The organism is Streptomyces sp. NPDC055966 (assembly GCF_042269865.1).
In the GTDB taxonomy this organism is placed as follows: domain Bacteria; phylum Actinomycetota; class Actinomycetes; order Streptomycetales; family Streptomycetaceae; genus Streptomyces.
In genome coordinates, this window is the sequence record NZ_JBHJYK010000011.1 from 24,154 (window position 1) to 39,040 (window position 14,887).

General features: G+C 70.3%; 15 protein-coding genes. 9 read left to right on the plus strand and 6 right to left on the minus strand.

Going from position 1 to position 14,887, the window contains the following annotated elements; genetic code table 11:
• Window positions 1-49: 49 nt before the first annotated feature.
• Window positions 50-1,846, minus strand: coding sequence for an MOSC domain-containing protein (locus tag ACFC8N_RS23465; protein WP_376289475.1), 1,797 nt, complete (start codon window positions 1,844-1,846; stop codon window positions 50-52).
• A gap of 195 nt (window positions 1,847-2,041) precedes the next feature.
• Here ACFC8N_RS23465 and ACFC8N_RS23470 point away from each other — a divergent pair, with 195 nt between their 5' ends.
• Both ACFC8N_RS23470 and ACFC8N_RS23475 read left to right on the plus strand, forming a co-directional pair.
• The gene (locus ACFC8N_RS23470) at window positions 2,042-2,755 is read left to right on the plus strand and encodes an SDR family NAD(P)-dependent oxidoreductase (protein ID WP_376289477.1); all 714 of its coding nucleotides are present in this window, start codon (window positions 2,042-2,044) and stop codon (window positions 2,753-2,755) included.
• A 28-nt stretch (window positions 2,756-2,783) separates the two neighbouring features.
• Complete coding sequence (locus ACFC8N_RS23475) at window positions 2,784-3,323, plus strand: hypothetical protein (protein WP_376289479.1); 540 nt, start codon at window positions 2,784-2,786, stop codon at window positions 3,321-3,323.
• A gap of 1,102 nt (window positions 3,324-4,425) precedes the next feature.
• Here ACFC8N_RS23475 and ACFC8N_RS23480 read toward each other — a convergent pair.
• The 3 genes from ACFC8N_RS23480 to ACFC8N_RS23490 form a co-directional block, all read right to left on the minus strand.
• A complete protein-coding gene (locus ACFC8N_RS23480; protein ID WP_356035120.1) occupies window positions 4,426-5,124 on the minus strand; it encodes a response regulator transcription factor in 699 nt (232 codons plus the stop codon).
• Window positions 5,121-6,290 (minus strand): sensor histidine kinase, encoded by a 1,170-nt coding sequence (locus tag ACFC8N_RS23485; protein ID WP_376289481.1) that lies wholly within the window; start codon window positions 6,288-6,290, stop codon window positions 5,121-5,123. The genes ACFC8N_RS23480 and ACFC8N_RS23485 overlap by 4 nt, the downstream gene beginning before the upstream one ends.
• Before the next feature lie 274 nt (window positions 6,291-6,564).
• On the minus strand, window positions 6,565-6,690 hold the full coding sequence (locus ACFC8N_RS23490; protein WP_376289483.1) for a hypothetical protein: 126 nt from the start codon (window positions 6,688-6,690) through the stop codon (window positions 6,565-6,567).
• Between the two features lie 419 nt (window positions 6,691-7,109).
• Here ACFC8N_RS23490 and ACFC8N_RS23495 point away from each other — a divergent pair, with 419 nt between their 5' ends.
• The 5 genes from ACFC8N_RS23495 to ACFC8N_RS23515 are packed head-to-tail and all read left to right on the plus strand — an operon-like array spanning window position 7,110 to window position 10,652.
• Window positions 7,110-7,394, plus strand: a complete 285-nt coding sequence (locus ACFC8N_RS23495) for a hypothetical protein (protein ID WP_376289850.1) — start codon at window positions 7,110-7,112, stop codon at window positions 7,392-7,394.
• Window positions 7,391-7,816: a VC0807 family protein gene (locus ACFC8N_RS23500; protein WP_376289818.1), complete on the plus strand. Its 426-nt coding sequence runs from the start codon at window positions 7,391-7,393 to the stop codon at window positions 7,814-7,816. The genes ACFC8N_RS23495 and ACFC8N_RS23500 overlap by 4 nt, the downstream gene beginning before the upstream one ends.
• A gap of 39 nt (window positions 7,817-7,855) precedes the next feature.
• Window positions 7,856-8,065, plus strand: coding sequence for a ferredoxin (locus tag ACFC8N_RS23505; protein WP_376289485.1), 210 nt, complete (start codon window positions 7,856-7,858; stop codon window positions 8,063-8,065).
• A gap of 2 nt (window positions 8,066-8,067) precedes the next feature.
• Window positions 8,068-9,417 carry an NAD(P)/FAD-dependent oxidoreductase gene (locus ACFC8N_RS23510; RefSeq protein ID WP_376289487.1) on the plus strand — a complete coding sequence of 450 codons (1,350 nt, stop codon included), beginning with the start codon at window positions 8,068-8,070 and terminating at the stop codon, window positions 9,415-9,417.
• Entirely contained in the window at window positions 9,414-10,652 is a 1,239-nt protein-coding gene (locus tag ACFC8N_RS23515; RefSeq protein WP_376289488.1) for a cytochrome P450, read from the plus strand. Before ACFC8N_RS23510 ends, ACFC8N_RS23515 begins: the two co-directional genes overlap by 4 nt.
• A 515-nt stretch (window positions 10,653-11,167) precedes the next feature.
• Here the strand turns inward: ACFC8N_RS23515 and ACFC8N_RS23520 are convergent.
• A complete protein-coding gene (locus tag ACFC8N_RS23520) occupies window positions 11,168-11,794 on the minus strand; it encodes a CGNR zinc finger domain-containing protein (RefSeq protein WP_376289490.1) in 627 nt (208 codons plus the stop codon).
• 152 nt (window positions 11,795-11,946) lie between these two features.
• Between ACFC8N_RS23520 and ACFC8N_RS23525 the strand changes: the two genes are divergently transcribed.
• Window positions 11,947-12,654 (plus strand): alpha/beta fold hydrolase, encoded by a 708-nt coding sequence (locus ACFC8N_RS23525; protein WP_376289492.1) that lies wholly within the window; start codon window positions 11,947-11,949, stop codon window positions 12,652-12,654.
• Window positions 12,655-12,718: 64 nt separating this feature from the next.
• On the plus strand, window positions 12,719-13,570 hold the full coding sequence (locus tag ACFC8N_RS23530) for an alpha/beta fold hydrolase (protein ID WP_376289494.1): 852 nt from the start codon (window positions 12,719-12,721) through the stop codon (window positions 13,568-13,570).
• Between the two features lie 716 nt (window positions 13,571-14,286).
• On the opposite strand, the gene ACFC8N_RS23535 is transcribed toward ACFC8N_RS23530, so the two are convergent.
• Complete coding sequence (locus ACFC8N_RS23535; RefSeq protein WP_376289496.1) at window positions 14,287-14,823, minus strand: ester cyclase; 537 nt, start codon at window positions 14,821-14,823, stop codon at window positions 14,287-14,289.
• Window positions 14,824-14,887 lie beyond the last annotated feature (64 nt).

Consider the following 14,887-nt stretch of genomic DNA (forward strand, 5'->3'; position numbering starts at 1 on the left):
AGCGTCACTCATCCAGACCGTGAAGCTCAGGTCGAGATATAGACATCACTCAAGAAGACCTACAGACTCCACCCATCCGTACCATCTCCACGCCGAGCCACGCAGCAGTGATCTCCACAGCCGCTCGGACCGCAGCCCGAGAACACAGGCGCTTGGGCGCGTCCTCCACAGGTGCTGCACGCCCGGTCAGGAAACCGGGAGAAAGGTGCGAGACAGGGCGAGGGACAGACGACGCGGGGACGTCGCAGGCCTCGGCGAGCCCGAGCAGCGACCCGCAGTCAGGGTGCCAGGGGACGATCAGCCCGCTGCGCGCGAAAGCCACGGACGGTCCCGGGCGACCGCCGGGAGGAGCGGTCGGCTGGTGCGCTGCCCGGGCGGATCCGGTCACCACACCGGGGGTGACCGCGGACGTGGCCCCGAAGACCTCGGTGTGGATCCGGGAGGACGGCAGGCCGGCGGCCTCCAGGGCTCCGGTCATGTCGCGCATGAACGCGCTCGGCCCGCAGATGTAGGAGTCGGCGTCTTGAGGCGGCTCCAGGCTGCGGATCCACTCGGGACTGAACCGCCCACTGACCGTGTAGTCGACACCTGGGCGGTCGACGCCGGACGGACGGCTGTAGGACACGAACGATCGCCCTGCGGGCAGCTGGGAGAGCAGTGCGCGCACTTCGTCGGCGAACGGGTGGTTCTCGCCGTCCCGGGCCGCGTGCAGCCACCACACCGCGCGCTGCGAGCGCTCCGCGGCCAGAGCGTGCAGCATGGTCAGGACCGGGGTGACACCGACACCGGCGGACAGCAGCAGGACCGGAGTGTCCGCGTCCGCGAGCAGGAACGTGCCGCGCGGAGCGGCGATATCGAGAACGTCACCCACCTTCACGTGCTGACGCAAGTAGGTGCTGGCGACGCCGTGTGGCTCCTGCTTGACGCTGATGCGGTACGTCTCGGCGCCCGGTCGGCCGGAGAGCGAGTAGTTGCGGATGACCGCGGAGGCCTGTGGGTCCGGCCGCAGGCGGACCGTGAGGAACTGCCCCGGCAGCGCGGCTGGGAGCGGCTCACCGTCAACTGTCGCCAGAGTGAGCGAGAAGATGCTCGCGCTCTCAGGCTCGATGCGGGCGACTTCGAGCCGGCGGAACCCGGGCCAGGCCGGCGGCGGGCTGCTGGTGGTCAGCCCGCGGTTTCCACCCACGGCGCCGGAGCCGCGATCGGCGTCGTCGAGCAAGGCTCGCAGCGATGTCTTCCAACCGGGGCTCAACGCGGGGATCCGCAGGGCCCGTTCGAGCTGCGGCCGGGCGTGGCCGGGCAGGTAGAGCAGCGCGTCGATCTCTGCGACGGTCATCTCCTCGGGGCCCGAGGCGATCTTCACGATCTCGTCCCCGGCCCGCACCCGCCCTTCAGCCAGCACCCGCATGTAGAAGCCCGGGCGGCGATGGGACACCAGCAGGGCGGCCATCTGCGGCTCGCCGAGCGGCAACCCCACGCGGTAGCACGTCACACGGGGTTGGGTGGCCTCGAAGACCGCACCGCCGATCTCGGAGCGGTCGCCGATGCACACCTCGTCGTCGGCGAGTCCGTCCACGGTGAGGTTCTCGCCGAACTGGCCGTACGTGAAGTCGTCCCGCTCCAGGTACTCCTGCCAATGGCGGTAGGAGCTCAACTGGTAGACCAGCACGGCACGCTGCTCGCCGCCGTGCCCGGCGAGGTCGCCCTGCCCGTCGCCGTCCAGGTTGAGCCGGCGCGCAATCACGGGCCCGGCGACGGGACGCTTCCAGATGCCGGTGTGGGTGGTCCTGCCATGCCAGGGGACGTCCTTGGGCATGCCGACGTTCACGACGATCAGAACGGCCATGACCTGTGCTCCTCCCACGCTCGACAGGCCGGTGTCTCCAGCGTCGTACGGTCGGCCGCCGGCCGCACCCGAAGAGTTCTGCGCGGCGCCGGGGCTCGGCGACACGTAGAGTGAGAGCCGGTGGGCGCCGTCGCCGCGTGTGGCCCGCCGTGAGCCGGAGACTTCCAGCGCGAGTACCTCAGCTTGGACATACCCATGAGCGCGGAGAAGAAGGTGGCAATCGTCACCGGGGCTTCACAAGGCATCGGCGCGGCCGTCGCCGACGCGTACCGCAGGCGCGGGTACGCCGTCGTCGTGACCGCCCGGTCCATCCCCTCGTCGCACGATCCGGACGTACTCGCCGTGCCCGGCGACCTGAGCCGGCCCGGTACCGGTGCGCAGATCGTCGCGCAGGCGCTGGACCGCTTCGGCCGGATCGACACGCTGGTGAACAACGCCGGCGTCTACCGGGAGAAACCATTCACCGAATACACCGACGCCGACTACGACCTGGTGATCGGCGTCAACCTGCGCGGCTTCTTCGACGTCACGCGCAGCGCCATCTCCGCGATGCTCGCGGGCGGCGACGGCGGGCACGTCCTGTGCGTGTCGACCACGCTGGTCGACCGTGCCAACGCGCGCATACCCGCGGCGCTCGCCTCGCTGACCAAAGGCGGCCTGGTCGCGGCGACGAAGGAGCTGGCCATCGAATACGCGGCGCGCCGCATCCGCGCCAACGCCGTCTCACTCGGCGTCATCCGCACTCCGATGCACCCGGACGACCCGGGCGGCACGCTCGCCGCGCTGCACCCGCTCGGGCGGATGGGCGAGGTCGACGACGTCGTCGAGGCCATCATGTACCTCGAACAGGCCTCGTTCGTCACCGGCGAGATCCTGCACGTCGACGGCGGCCAGAGCGCCGGCTTCTGAAAGAACCGGAATCGGGAGTGATCGACCTATGCGCACTCGCAAGCAGCTGACTCCGCTCGGCGCTGTCGGTGCGGGTCTCGCGGCGGGAGTGATCGGCACCCTCTGCATGGACACCGTGCGGTTCCTGCGCCAGCGCCGGGCCGACGGCGAACACAACGCACTGCGCTGGGAGTTCGCCCAGGTCCGCACCTGGCAGGAGGCGCCGGATCCCGGGCAGGTCGGAAAGCGCCTGGCCGAAGCCTTCACCCTGCGCAAGCTGCCGAACAGCGCGGCGTTCCCCATCAGCGCGTTCATGCACTGGGCCTATGGAATGGGCAACGCGGTCTGCTACGGCGTCGTCAGCGCCTCGCTGCGCAAGCCCCACGTCCTCTACGGGCTCCCGTACGGTGCGCTCGTGTGGCTCAGCGGATATGTGTTGCTTCCGATCGCGGGACTCTACAAACCCATCTGGACGTACGACACCAAGACGCTGGGTGACGATCTGACCGCCCACCTCGCCTACGGCGTCGGCACGAGCAGCGCTTTCTGGTTGCTGAGCAGGGTTTCCGTGTTCTCACGGCAGCTGTAGTTCGTGATCCGGGTGGTGTCGGCGCTGGTCGGCGAGGTGGGGGCCGGGTTCGGACATGATGATGGCCGTCGCTGTATGACGGGGCGTGCCCCGTGATCAGGAAGCGGCGGCCGCCGTCACGGTAGCGCCCGGGCAGTGGCTGAAGCGGGTTTCGAGGGCCTGATGGACCGGGTGGCCGGCTGCTTCCCGTGGCGGGCCAGTGCCGTTGTCGGTCCAGGTGACCGGGCCTGACGGCTGATGCAACGGCGTTGCACTTCGCGGGACACCATCAGGTAGAGGGCGAAGTCCCCTCCTGCCGGCAGTGTCGCTGTAGCTGAGGCGCATCAGCTTGACCCGTTCGCCGTCGGCCAGCTCCGACGCCAAGGTCACGACATTGAGACGGGAGCACTGTCTCGGCCCGTTCGGGCCGGATCCCGGGTCCGCTGCAGGTCGCCGTAGCAGGGTGCGGCCCAGTCGCCTGGTCCAGGTTCTGGCTGGGCTGTAGGGCTCGGTCGGGGAGGTGGAATCAATTCCTACGGGGCGGCCGTCCGGCCGGCTGACCCTACGACTGGCATTTCCGTCACCTGGAGAACCGTATTTCGTCGGTGGCTCGTTACGGGAACGGGGATGCCAGGCCGTCTCGGTCCTTGGCCCAGCCGTCCCACGTCAACGCGGTCGCCCGGCACGTGGCTCAGCGCGACCCCGCTGCCCCAAGATGCGGCAATCTCCGGGGCCGCGAAGGTTGCGATCATGCCATGGCCGCATCGGGAACAAGCACTCGACGCGGCTGGCGCAAGGCATTCGCCGTCCAAGAGATGGTCGGTGGACGTCACCCCGGCCATGGCCTGCCGGCTCGCCGACTACGTCGACGCCATGAGCTGCTACCTGGACAGCGAACGCCCCGACAGCACAGTCCTGGACCCGGAGCCCATCGCGGACCTGACCGAGCTGTTCGGGGACATCGACCTGATCGACCTCACCAACGCGGTCCTCAACGCGACCCGGCCCGAAAACCGGGCCGCTGTCACACAGGCGATGGACGACATGTTCGACGACGTCCCCGCCCAACGGTGCCACGAAATGCGTGACCCTGCAGGTGCCGTGACGAGTTTTCAGCCTGCCTCTACTTCTCCTGGTAATGGCGGCGCAGGGCATAGCGGACCGCGTCGGCGCGGGAGTGCAGGTCCGCCTTGGCGAACAGGTTGTTGATGTGCGTCTTCACCGTGGCCTCGCTGATCACCAGCCGCGCCGCGATCTCCGGGTTGCGCAGGCCCTCACCGATCAGCCCGAGGATCTCGCGTTCCCGCGCGGTCAGGTTGGCGGTCCGGTCGTCCGGCGGGGACGGGGCGGTGGCCGGGTGCGGAGTGGCCGGTGCGGGCACGGGCCGCGAGGCGAGGGTCAGCAGGCGGCGCTGTACCTCGGGGGCGAGCACGGTCTGGCCCTGGGCCGCGGTGCGCACGGCGTTCAGGATCATGTTGCGATCGGCCTCCTTGGTCAGGTAGCCGTTCGCACCGGCCTGCAGCGCGGCCAGGATGGACTCGTCGTCGTCGAAGGTGGTCAATACGAGGATGTTGCTGTCCGGTCGGTCCCGGAGGATCCGCTGCGTGGCCTCCACCCCGTCCATGACCGGCATGTTGAGATCCATCAGCAGCACGTCGGGATGGTGCCCCTCGGCGGCCGCGACCGCTTCCGCGCCGTTGGCCGCGGTGGCCACCACGGTCACGTCCTCGGCGAGGTCGAGCATGACCGCGAGAGCCTCGCGGATGGTCGCCTGGTCGTCGACGACCACCAGGGTGATGGCGCCGGTGCGGTTGCCGGTCATCGAGGCAGCTCCAGTTCCACCATCCAGCCGCCCTCCCGGGTCGGCTCCGCCTGCAGGGTCCCGCCCAGCAATGCGGCGCGTTCGCGCATGCCGACCAGGCCGACCCCGGTGCCGCCGGCCAGCTCGCCTCGGCGGGGCCCGGTCGCGGGTCCGTTGCGCATAGTCAGCGTGACGCGGTCGGCGGTGAGGGCCAGGCGCATGCTGCGCTCCGCGCCCGGAGCGTACTTGGCCGCATTGGTCAGCGCCTCCTGCGCCACCCGGACGACCGTGTGCGTCGCCTCGGCACCGATGGGATCGCCCTCACCACCCGCACCGGTGATCGCGAAGTCGACCCCGTGATGTTCGGCGAGTTGGCGCAGCGTGTCCGGCAGCGGCAGGGTGCCCGCGCGCAGGGCGTGCACCGCGCGGCGGGTCTCGCCGATACTGTCCACGGCGAGCGCGCGAGCCCGGCGCACGGCCGCTGTCGCCTCCTCCTCCCGGCCGCCCTCGTGCAGCGCGTCGGCCAGGTCCAGTTGCATCGCGATCCCGGACAGCGAGTGGCCGAGCACATCGTGAATCTCGCGGGCGATGCGTCCGCGTTCGATCAGCGCGGCCTCGCGCGCCTCGGACTCCCGGGCACGCTGGGCCTCCTCAGCCGCGCGCTCGGCGCTGCGCAGCGCGTCGAGCCGGTACCGCGTGGACACTCCGATGTAGACGGGCAGGCCGGCGGACAACAAAGCCCACCACGGCCACTGCGGTGCGTCGGGCACCCGGAGTTGGACGAGCCAGGTTGCGCCAGTCGCGACGAGCGAACCGGTCACGGCGACACCGACGGCGGCCCGGGGGGAGCCGAGCTTCCAGCCCGCCGTGGACGCGGCGATGTACGGGAGGAGCGAGGCCGCGTCGGTCGCGTGCACGAGCGGCAGCAGCATCGAAGCGGACAGCATCGAGGCGGTCATCGTGGCGAGCTGCTGACGGTTGCTCAGTCGGGTCCACGGGAACAGCGAGCCGACCGCGCCGATCGAGGCGAGGACGAACAGCGGCAGCGCGACCGCGGGCAGCAGGATGCGGCGGGACGGCCACTGGGCGACGGTAAGGGTGATCGCAACGATCGTGAGGACCGGCCGGACCACTTCATCCCAGAAGGGCCCGGCCGGAGCCGGCGGCCGCTTTTCGGTGCTGGTCATCGTGGCGGGGTCCAGATCGTCAGTGGTGGTCGCGAGGCGCCTCGGGTCGAGTGTTCCGTCCGAACACGTGGTCCTGACTCCACATCACCTGACTTCCGCAGCGCATCGATCGGTAGAGGGCCGCCACGCCCTCGGCCAGGATGCCCAGCCCAAGGGTGAGCAGCAGGCCGTCGCCGATCGTGCCCTCGTCCTTCGGGTCGAACGAGCGGAGTGCGAACTTCCCGCCGAACCCGACCGCCAGGTTCAGCGCCCACAGCGCGACCGTGATGCCCGTTTACTGGACGAAAGCGTAGCCGTCGTGCCGGGAGACGCGCACGCTGGCACCGCGCAGTGCTCCGAACGCGACGCTGATCGCCGCGGCGGTGGCCAGGTACGGCACGGACGACGGCGTGCGGACCATCCCGGACACTTCCGACGAGCCGATCAGGGCGCAGCACGGCCGGCAGCATCAGCATCCGCCTGCCCTGTGCCGGCTCCCCCGCCCTGCGGCGGACCAGCAGGTAGCCCACCGCCGCCACGACCAACACGATCTCCACAGGGCCGCTCATCTCAATCGCCTCCGCTGATCCGCGCGTTGGAAGTGCTCTGGCGGAGAAGCTAGGGCCTCCCGGCACGGACGTCCTGCGGCGAGTGGTGTAGATCCGGGTGGAGAAACGGCTCCACCCGGATCTACGGCGGACGCCGCATGTCCGGCACCGCGGACTGACATAGCGTCGGCCTCGTTCGAAACGGGAAATTCCGCCGGCTGTCGCTTCCTTCGTTCCCGGCCCGGAAAAGAACGTCAACCCTCCACCTGCCCATTCATGACTGGGAGTTGCCATGCCCTCGAACCCGTCCGGTCCGGCTGCCCGCACCGAAACCGGCACCACCACACGGCGATCCGGCTCCGTGGTGCGTGCGATGGTCACCACGCTCTTCTACGATGTCGGCCTTTCGGCCATCGCCTACTTCGCCGCCGAACTGCTCGGTGCGAACACCTACATTGCGCTGCTGGCAGGCACCGCCGTCGCCGGCTTACGCGTGCTCTGGGTGGCGATCCGGCAGCGCCGCATCGACCCGTTCGCACTGTTCTGGTCTTCCTGTTCGGCGCGAGTCTGCTGCTGAGTTTCACCACGGGTGACGCCCGGTTCGTCCTCGCCAAGGACTCGGCGCAGTCCGCCACAGCCGGCCTGGTGCTCGTCGGCAGCTGCCTTGTCAGGCGTCCTCTCGCCTATTACGCCGCCCTGCGATTCGCCGGCGAGGCCGGCTCGGAGCAGGCGGCACAGTTCCATTCCACCGCGAATACGAGTGCCATGCGGGCCCGCTGGCGCCGCGTCACCCTGGTCTGGGGCACCACGCTGCTGATCGACGCCTCGCTGCGCATCGCAGCCGTCTACCTGCTGCCGATCCGAGTCGCATCCAACGTCTCGCAGCTGCTCATGGTCACCTTCATGGGCGGGCTGACGCTGTGGACCGTCTGGTCGATGAAGAAGGAGCAGGCCGAGCCCGGGAAGGCTGGGCCGCAGCGCGCCGCGGCCGGCTCCTGACGGATCCGACAGTCATCGCCACCGGAAAGGGGGCTTGTCATGCGGGTCGTTGTCGACCTGAACCGCTGCCAGAGCTATGGGCAGTGCGTGTACGCGGCGCCGAAGGTGTTCCGGTTCCGGGGCACGGAGTCGCTGGAGTACGACCACGTGCCGGACGCGGAGTCCGACCGGGCCGTGGAGCGGGCCGCACTGGCCTGCCCGATGCAGGCGATCACCCTGGGTCGGGCGGCCGGCGCCGGGGAGGTGTAGGAATGACCGGCCCGAACCGAGGGAGCCTCCGGCGGATTGTCATCGTCGGCGCGTCGCTGGCAGGCCTGCGCACTGCGGAGTCGCTGCGGGCGAACGGGTTCACCGGCGAGCTCGTGCTGATCGGCGACGAGCCGCACGAACCCTACGACCGCCCGCCGCTGTCCAAGGCGGTGCTGTCCGGGTGGATCGGCACCGACCGGGTGCAGCTGCCGCGGAGCCGGGACCTGAACGCCCGCTGGCTGCCCGGCGTGGCCGCGACCGGGCTCAACCTGCCCGACCACTGCGTGCACCTTGCCGACGGCCGCGCCGTCCGCTTCGACGCGCTCGTCATCGCCACCGGATGCCGGGCCCGGCCCTGGCCGGTCGCCGACGAAGCGGCGCTCGGCGGGGTGCATGTGCTGCGGGGCCGCGACGACGCCGACCGGTTGCGCGCCGACCTCACCGCCGGGCCGTTCCGGGTGCTCGTCATCGGCGGCGGCTTCACCGGCTCGGAGGTGGCGTCGAACTGCCGGGACCTCGGCATCCCGGTCACCGTTACCCACCGCGGCACCGCGCCGCTGGCGGGCGCGCTCGGCGGGACCGTCGGGGCGGTCATCGGGGCGCGGCAGCGGGCGCACCGGGTGGATCTGCGCCTCGGCACCACCGTCAGCGCGCTGGAGGGCGGTACCGACGGCCGGCTGCGGCGGGCCCGGCTGTCCAACGGGGATGACGTCGAGGCCGAAGTCGCCGTGGTCGCCACCGGATCGGTCCGCAACACCGAATGGCTCACCGGCAGCGGGCTCGGCGCCGACACGGGCGGCGTCGACTGCGACACGGCCTGCCGCGCCGTCGACACGGGTGGCGCCGTCGTACCGGGGGTGTACGTCGCGGGTGATGTGGCGCGGTCGCGGCATCCGCTCTTCGACTCCGGACCGCAGTCGCTGGAGCACTGGGCCAACGCCGTGGACCAGGCGGAGGTCGTCGCGCACAATCTCACCCGCTCGCCGTCGGACCTGCGGCACACCGCGGCGCTGCCCGCCTTCTGGTCCGACCAGTTCGGTATGAACATCAAGTCCGTCGGACTTCCGCAGCTCGCCGACGAGGTCGCGCTCACCCAGGGCTCCTTCACGTCCGGTCCGTTCGTCGCCGCGTACGGCCGCGACGGGATCACCGTCGGTGCGGTCGCGGTCGACTCGCCGCGTGTCATGGACGGTTACGCCGCCCTCGTCACCGAGCGGGCGGCGTTCCCGCCCGTGATCAACGCCACCGACTCACCCGGGGGGAGCTCCGTGCTCGGCGCGGGCTTCCTCGGCCCGGCACTGTCCCGTTCCCTCTCCGACATCGCAGCCCTAGGACACGGAGGACGACCGTGACCAGCGCCCGCCCCTACCCCGCCGCCGCCCTGTTCGGCCGGCTTCTCGACCACGCCAACCGGCACGATCCCTACCCGTACTTCGCCGAACTCACCAGGGAGCCGATCTGGCAACTCGACGCGCACACCTGGCTCGTCTCCGGCCACTGCGAGATCAGCGCGCTGCTGCGCGACCCCCGGCTCAGCGCCCAGGACGCGGCCCCCGCCGACGGCCCGTCCGGCCCGCTCGGCTCGGACGGCAGGCCGTTCCGCGGGCCGTTCCTGCTCCTGGACCCGCCGCACCACGACGCGCTGCGCGCACAGACGGTGCATCAGTTCACGCCGCGCATCCTGGGCATGCGCCCGCGCATCGAGGCCATGGTCGCGGGCTTGCTCGACCAGCACGGCGGCTCCGGCCCGGGTGAGATCGACGTGGTCGCGTCGCTGGCCTATCCGCTGCCGGTTGCCGTGATCTGTGCGCTGCTCGGCGTGCCGCCGGAGGAGGAACCGGTGTTCCACTCCTTCGCGGGTCGCCTCACCCGCGCGCTCGACCCGGTCGAGACCCTGAGCAAGCAGGAGATCGCGGAACTGGAGGTGACCCGGGCGGACTGGCTGGCGTACCTGCTGCCCATGATCGAGGAGCGTCGCGCCGCCCCGGCTACGGACCTGATCTCCGGCCTGCTCACCGACGGCGACCCGGCGACCCGGATGGTCGACGTCGAACTCGCCGCCACGCTGGGCCTGCTGCTCATCGCGGGCCACGAGACCACCGTGAACCTGATTGCCAACGGAACCCTCGCCCTGCTGCGCAACCCGGACGTGCTCGCCCGGCTGCGCGCCGACCCCGGCCTGGCACCGGCCGTCGTGGAGGAGGTACTGCGCTTCGACCCTCCGGTGCAGATGAACGGCCGGCACACCACCGCCGACATCCGCGTCGCGGGCCAGGTCGTTCCGGCCGGCGACCGCGTCACCCTGATGCTCGCTGCGGGCAACCGCGATCCGCGCCGCTTCGCCGCCCCGGACCGGTTCTGGCCGGAGCGGACCGGCAACGCGCACCTCGCCTTCGGCGGCGGCGTGCACTACTGCCTCGGTGCCGCGCTGGCCCGGATGGAGGGGCAGGCCGCGCTGACCGCGATCGCGACGCGGCTGAGTATCCCGCGCCCGGTCGCCGACCCGCCGCCATACCGGCCGAACATGCTGCTGCGCGGGCCCGAGGAACTCCGCGTCGCCCACGACGGCATCACCCCCACCGGCTGACCGCGGCGAGAGCGGGGCGGACTGCTCGGGCGCCTGACACGCCTGCGAGCCCCCTGCACCTCATCGACCGCATCAGGGGCTCCAGGGTCTGCTGTCCGGCGGATCTTGTGACTGTCTGGCGATCAGATCGTTGCTCTGGTCGTGGGGCAGGGAGACCTGACCGAAGACGAGTGGATGCGGGCTTGAGCCATGTCTGCCGAAGTCCGGTGGTCGCAGCGGGCGTTGATGCGACCACCGGCAGGTGATCAACGGGATTCTGCGATCTGACTCGGAGTAGGGACGGCACCCGACGTTGCCGCAGTGGCCGCGGAGCTCACCGCCATGGTCGGCGGATCGCCAGGCCGCGCGCCAGGCGAACAGCGATGACAGAGGCGATGCCGCGTGGAGGCACCTGCGGCGAATTGCTCGGCGGCCTCCATCCGGATCCGCTCACGAGACACCTGCCCCCGTCCCCGGCGGAGCCAGGCCCTCAGGCGGTCACAGAATCTGCGGCGCCCCGGCCGGAGTCGCCGACCTCAGCGTGGTGCCTTGGCGCGGTTTCGGTGGGCCTCTTGCTTCGCGCGGTTGCCGCAGGTCGCCATGCTGCACCAGCGGCGAGCGCGGCTGCGCGTATGGTCGGCGAACACCAGTGTGCAGGTCGATCCCTGGCACGCCTTGACGTTCGTGAAGTCCTCCTGGCTGGCGACCGTCGCCAGTGCCTGCCCGATCGGCAGCAGCAGCGAATCCGGCGTCCGCCATCGGCGCTCCGTGCGAAGTTCCAGACCGTCGTGGCCTGCGGGCCCGCCGGCCACGACCCGCACGAACTGTTCATCGCGTGCGAGCAGTTGATTCAGCGGCTCCAGATCGCGGGCGTCCTCGGACCGGACGGACCGCCCCTTCCGCACATCGACGAACCCCCGGAACCATTCACGAAGGGTTCTCGCCTGGGCGGCGACATGGTCCATCTCCCCCGGCATGGCCTCCGCTCGCAGCTTCTCGAGCACCTCGGCCGGCACCAATTCAGCCTGGTCCAGCCATGCCATCAGACCCTCGCCGTCGGCGATCCAGTCGACCTGGGTACCTGCCGGGGTGGCGACCGAGTTCAGAAAGTCCAGGCCGAGGGCGTCGGCGATGAAGATGGCCGGCGGCCGGTGGTCCGACACGGAACACGCTCCATGGGTCGATGTCAGCCTCGAATCGAGAGTAACCACCCTGTCCGATCTTGACAAGTTACGAACCGACTATCTAACCTTCAAATTGTCGCAAGGAGGTTAGGTGTCGGACTTCGAGGCGGCCGGATCCAGAGGAGTGGGAAATGTCCCTGAACGGCGTGTCCGTAGCGCTCGTACACGGCGCATGGGCGGACGGTTCGAGCTGGAGCAAGGTGATCGGACCCCTGCAGGATGCGGGTGCGAACGTGGTCGCGGCGCAGCTGCCGCTGACATCACTGGCGGAGGACGTGGCTGCGCTGGAGCGGACGCTCGATCGGGTCGAGGGCCAGGTCGTGCTGGTCGGCCACGCCTATGCCGGCGCAGTGATCGCCGAGACACGCAATCCGAAGGTGCAAGCCCTCGTGTACGTTGCCGCGCTCGCACCGGATGAGGGCGAGACGGTCGCCGCGGTCTTCGGCCGCGCCGAACCGCATCCGAAGGCCCCCGCGCTCGACCCCGACCCCGAGGGCCTGATCTGGCTCCCGCGGGAGGCGTTCGCAGCCGCGTTCGCCCAGCGCGCCACGGCCGAGGAGCAGGCACTTCTCGCAGCCGCCCAGCGGCCGATCGCCCTGTCCAACATCACTACGGAGGTGCAGCGACCGCTATGGAAGGACCGGCCGAGCTGGTTCCTCGTGGCCGAGGAGGACCGCATGATCGCCCCCGAGACCCAGCGGTTCATGGCCGAGCGCATGTCGGCCCGCCAGGTGTCGAAGCCGGTCGACCATGCGCCGATGGTCACCGCCCCCGACGTCGTCGCGGACATCATCCTGGACGCCGCCCGCAGCGCATCGACGACCGGGGAGCCCTCGTGACCAAGTCGGGAAAGTAACCTGACTAGAGGCATTTCACCAGTTACACAGTCAAGGGAGAAACATCATGACCTCCATCGCCTATCGCTCGGCGAACGTCGACGGCCTGAACATCTTCTACCGCGAGGCCGGGCCCACCGACGCTCCGACACTGCTTCTGCTGCACGGCTTCCCGAGCGCGAGCCACATGTTTCGCGACCTCATTCCCCACCTGGCCGGACGGTTCCACCTCGTGGCCCCAGACCTGCCCGGTTTCGGCCAGTCCGACATGCCGCCGCGCATCGACTTCGACTACACCTTCGAGCACATCGCGGGCGTCATCGACCGCTTCACCGAGGTGATCGGCCTGGACCGTTTCGCAATCTACGTCTTCGACTACGGCGCGCCGACCGGCTTCCGGATCGCGGCCAAGCACCCGGAGCGGATCACCGCGATCATCTCGCAGAACGGCAACGCCTACGAGGAAGGTCTGAGCGAGGGCTGGAACCCGATCCGTGCCTACTGGCAGGACCGGTCGCCGGCCAACCGCGACGCGCTGCGCGGCTTGCTGTCGCCCGACACAACCCGCTGGCAGTACACGCACGGTACGGCCGATCCGACTGCGGTCTCGCCGGACGGCATGACACTTGACGACGCTTACCTGGCGCGACCCGGCGCCGACGAGATTCAACTGGATCTCTTCGGCGACTACCACACCAACGTCGCGCTCTACCCGGCCTTCCAGGAGTACTTCCGGAAGCACCAGCCGCCGTTCCTGGCCACGTGGGGCCGGAACGACCCGTTCTTCCTGCCCGCCGGCGCAGAGGCGTTCAAGCGCGACCTCCCCGACGCCGTCATCCGCCTCCTGGACACCGGCCACTTCGCCCTTGAGACGCACGCCGAGGAGATCGCGGCAACCATCGACGAGTTCCTCACCTGAGAGAGTGTCGGGCAACCGATCAACTCCTTGGGATGAGCGTCCGGTGGTGATCTTCGAGTGGCGAGCCGTCCGCGCCTTGCGACCCGGCTCGGCCAGCCGCATGATCACGCCGTGCACCGTCATCGCGAACGCCACCGCGACCGCGATGAGGGCCAAGGCGACCAGGTCAGCGAGCACCTGGCGGCTCCGGCGTGCCGGAGTCCGAGCGTAGAGGCGCATGGGCGCACTCCTGTTCCGGTGATGGAGCAGAGAGGGCGGTATCCGGCCGAGCGGGCCGCCGTGTTCGCGGCAGGGCCCGGCCAGGCGCTGGACTCGACTCCTCCACCGGACCAGGCGGGTGAACGTCCCGACGCGGCGGCCTTCGAAGCTCGTCCGGCGGAGATCGTCGAGGCCATCGACGCGGGCGTTGCGCCGGCGGGTGCAGGCGGTGACGGCGGCGTTCTGGTCCTCGTGGATGCGGGGCCGAGCGCCGGGGGCGCTGCCTGCCGGGCGGGGTGGCCGGTGGTCACCGGCAGTACTCCCCCTTTGCTTCCCGTGGGCTGTGGCGTCAGTTCACGATTGCCGGGCTGAGCGCGTGCGTGGCCGCGCAATTCGTCCACCCGCTGCCCACGCCGCCCGGCCGGCCCAGGAGCTGCTCTCCGTGAGGTGATGGGCGACCTCAGCAGTACGCGGTGACGGACTCGGGGCACCGTTACAGCGCGCCGTCATTCAGGCCTTCACGGTGTCCCCACCCGGGCGTGGTCGCGCCGGGCCCGGCGCATGGCTCGCCGCATGCGCAGGACGTAGAGGGCCGTGGGTGGTGCCCAGCCCAGTTGCAGAGCCTGGCCGAGGTCGTCTCGATTGGCCCAGTGCTCGATCAACTGGCCGTCGGCGATGCGGCACCAGTGCGTCTGGGTGACGGCGAAGGTCCTCCCGGTCGCGGGGAACGCCCCGGAGGGGGCGGCGTTCTCGTCGTACGTGACGAACGTGCCCGTGTGCCGGCCTGACATGGTGGTGTGCAGGACCACGAGGTCACCGTCGGCCACCGCCTCCTCGATCGTCCACCCCAGGTCGGAGTAGGCGGCACGCAGCCACAGTGCGCTGGCGTGGAAGGCCCGCGGTCCCCGGCCGCGAGCCGCCGGTGACTCGGCTCGGCTCTCGCGGTTCACGGCATCGGGGTGGACGAGCTTCTCGAAGTCGGCGAGGCTGCCGTCGGCCATCATCCGCACGCAGCGGACCGCGATGTCGCGTGCGGTGAGCGGGGGATCGGTCATGCTCTCCTCCGTCCTGTTCCTGCGTCCTGTTCCTGGAGCGCAGCACGTCCCCCACGGTGCCCGG

What these genes read in the sequence shown, in the direction of transcription:
- ACFC8N_RS23535 (WP_376289496.1), bottom strand. Translation starts at nt 14,823, where the DNA reads ATGACCGATCCCCCGCTCACCGCACGCGACATCGCGGTCCGCTGCGTG.
- ACFC8N_RS23530 (WP_376289494.1), top strand. Translation starts at nt 12,719, where the DNA reads ATGACCTCCATCGCCTATCGCTCGGCGAACGTCGACGGCCTGAACATC.
- ACFC8N_RS23475 (WP_376289479.1), top strand. Translation starts at nt 2,784, where the DNA reads ATGCGCACTCGCAAGCAGCTGACTCCGCTCGGCGCTGTCGGTGCGGGT.
- ACFC8N_RS23495 (WP_376289850.1), top strand. Translation starts at nt 7,110, where the DNA reads ATGCCCTCGAACCCGTCCGGTCCGGCTGCCCGCACCGAAACCGGCACC.
- ACFC8N_RS23505 (WP_376289485.1), top strand. Translation starts at nt 7,856, where the DNA reads ATGCGGGTCGTTGTCGACCTGAACCGCTGCCAGAGCTATGGGCAGTGC.
- ACFC8N_RS23470 (WP_376289477.1), top strand. Translation starts at nt 2,042, where the DNA reads ATGAGCGCGGAGAAGAAGGTGGCAATCGTCACCGGGGCTTCACAAGGC.
- ACFC8N_RS23490 (WP_376289483.1), bottom strand. Translation starts at nt 6,690, where the DNA reads ATGGTCCGCACGCCGTCGTCCGTGCCGTACCTGGCCACCGCCGCGGCG.
- ACFC8N_RS23480 (WP_356035120.1), bottom strand. Translation starts at nt 5,124, where the DNA reads ATGACCGGCAACCGCACCGGCGCCATCACCCTGGTGGTCGTCGACGAC.
- ACFC8N_RS23485 (WP_376289481.1), bottom strand. Translation starts at nt 6,290, where the DNA reads ATGACCAGCACCGAAAAGCGGCCGCCGGCTCCGGCCGGGCCCTTCTGG.
- ACFC8N_RS23465 (WP_376289475.1), bottom strand. Translation starts at nt 1,846, where the DNA reads ATGGCCGTTCTGATCGTCGTGAACGTCGGCATGCCCAAGGACGTCCCC.
- ACFC8N_RS23525 (WP_376289492.1), top strand. Translation starts at nt 11,947, where the DNA reads ATGTCCCTGAACGGCGTGTCCGTAGCGCTCGTACACGGCGCATGGGCG.
- ACFC8N_RS23510 (WP_376289487.1), top strand. Translation starts at nt 8,068, where the DNA reads ATGACCGGCCCGAACCGAGGGAGCCTCCGGCGGATTGTCATCGTCGGC.